The organism is Leisingera sp. ANG59 (genome assembly GCF_013317235.1).
Classification (GTDB): domain Bacteria; phylum Pseudomonadota; class Alphaproteobacteria; order Rhodobacterales; family Rhodobacteraceae; genus Leisingera.
This window is the reverse complement of sequence record NZ_WLCM01000104.1, coordinates 1-647: the sequence shown is the minus strand read 5'-3', so window position 1 is coordinate 647 and position 647 is coordinate 1. Positions and strand designations below refer to the sequence as shown.

The following is a 647-nucleotide window of genomic DNA, read 5'->3' as shown; positions in this document are numbered from 1 at the left end:
GTCCTGGATCAGCTCACGCAAGAAATCCGCGTCATCACTCTTGGCGATCACCCCCGGAAGGTCGATCATGGTCTCGGTCATCGTGCTCTCCTTCGTTGTCATCGGCTTCAACAACCTCAGACTACGAAGATGCGCGGTGGCCGCCAGCCCGGCCGCGCGCTGCGCTAAGCCAATGGCTTCGCGCGCGGCCTCCTACACCACGGGTTGGGACGCTACCCTGTCCTACGGCAGCATCGTCAGCGTTCAGATCGGGCAAGACAAATACATCACGACGCTGACCGACGATGGCATCTGCGAACTGAAGGACATGCTCGCGGACGCCCGGCGTTCGCCGGAGCGCTGGAACGACTTCTTACAAGACTCCGTCGACGATCCCGACATCATCGCACGCGTCAAGGACCAGCCCCCGCGGTAGAAATCGGGTGCTTACTGTCTTTGCGACCACAAAGCATCGGGGTCACTTGCTCGCATAGTGATGGCCGTAATGGTCGATACGCGGTCAATGGCAGGTGAAGCAGCAGGTTTGGTGCCCGCCTGTAAACGGGGCGGCAGCAACGGCCCGCAAATGGGCCTGCGCGCCGCTGCTTGGGGCGCAGGGGGGGGGGCGTGTATATGGCTTGGGGCGCAGGGGGGGGGGCGTGTATATG

1 protein-coding gene is annotated in these 647 nt (G+C 62.4%); it reads left to right on the top strand.

All coding sequences use genetic code 11. The annotated features are described in order from the left end of the window. Positions 1-415: hypothetical protein (locus GKC28_RS26670; protein ID WP_254604434.1), on the top strand; the 415-nt coding region annotated here is incomplete at its 5' end. Positions 416-647 lie beyond the last annotated feature (232 nt).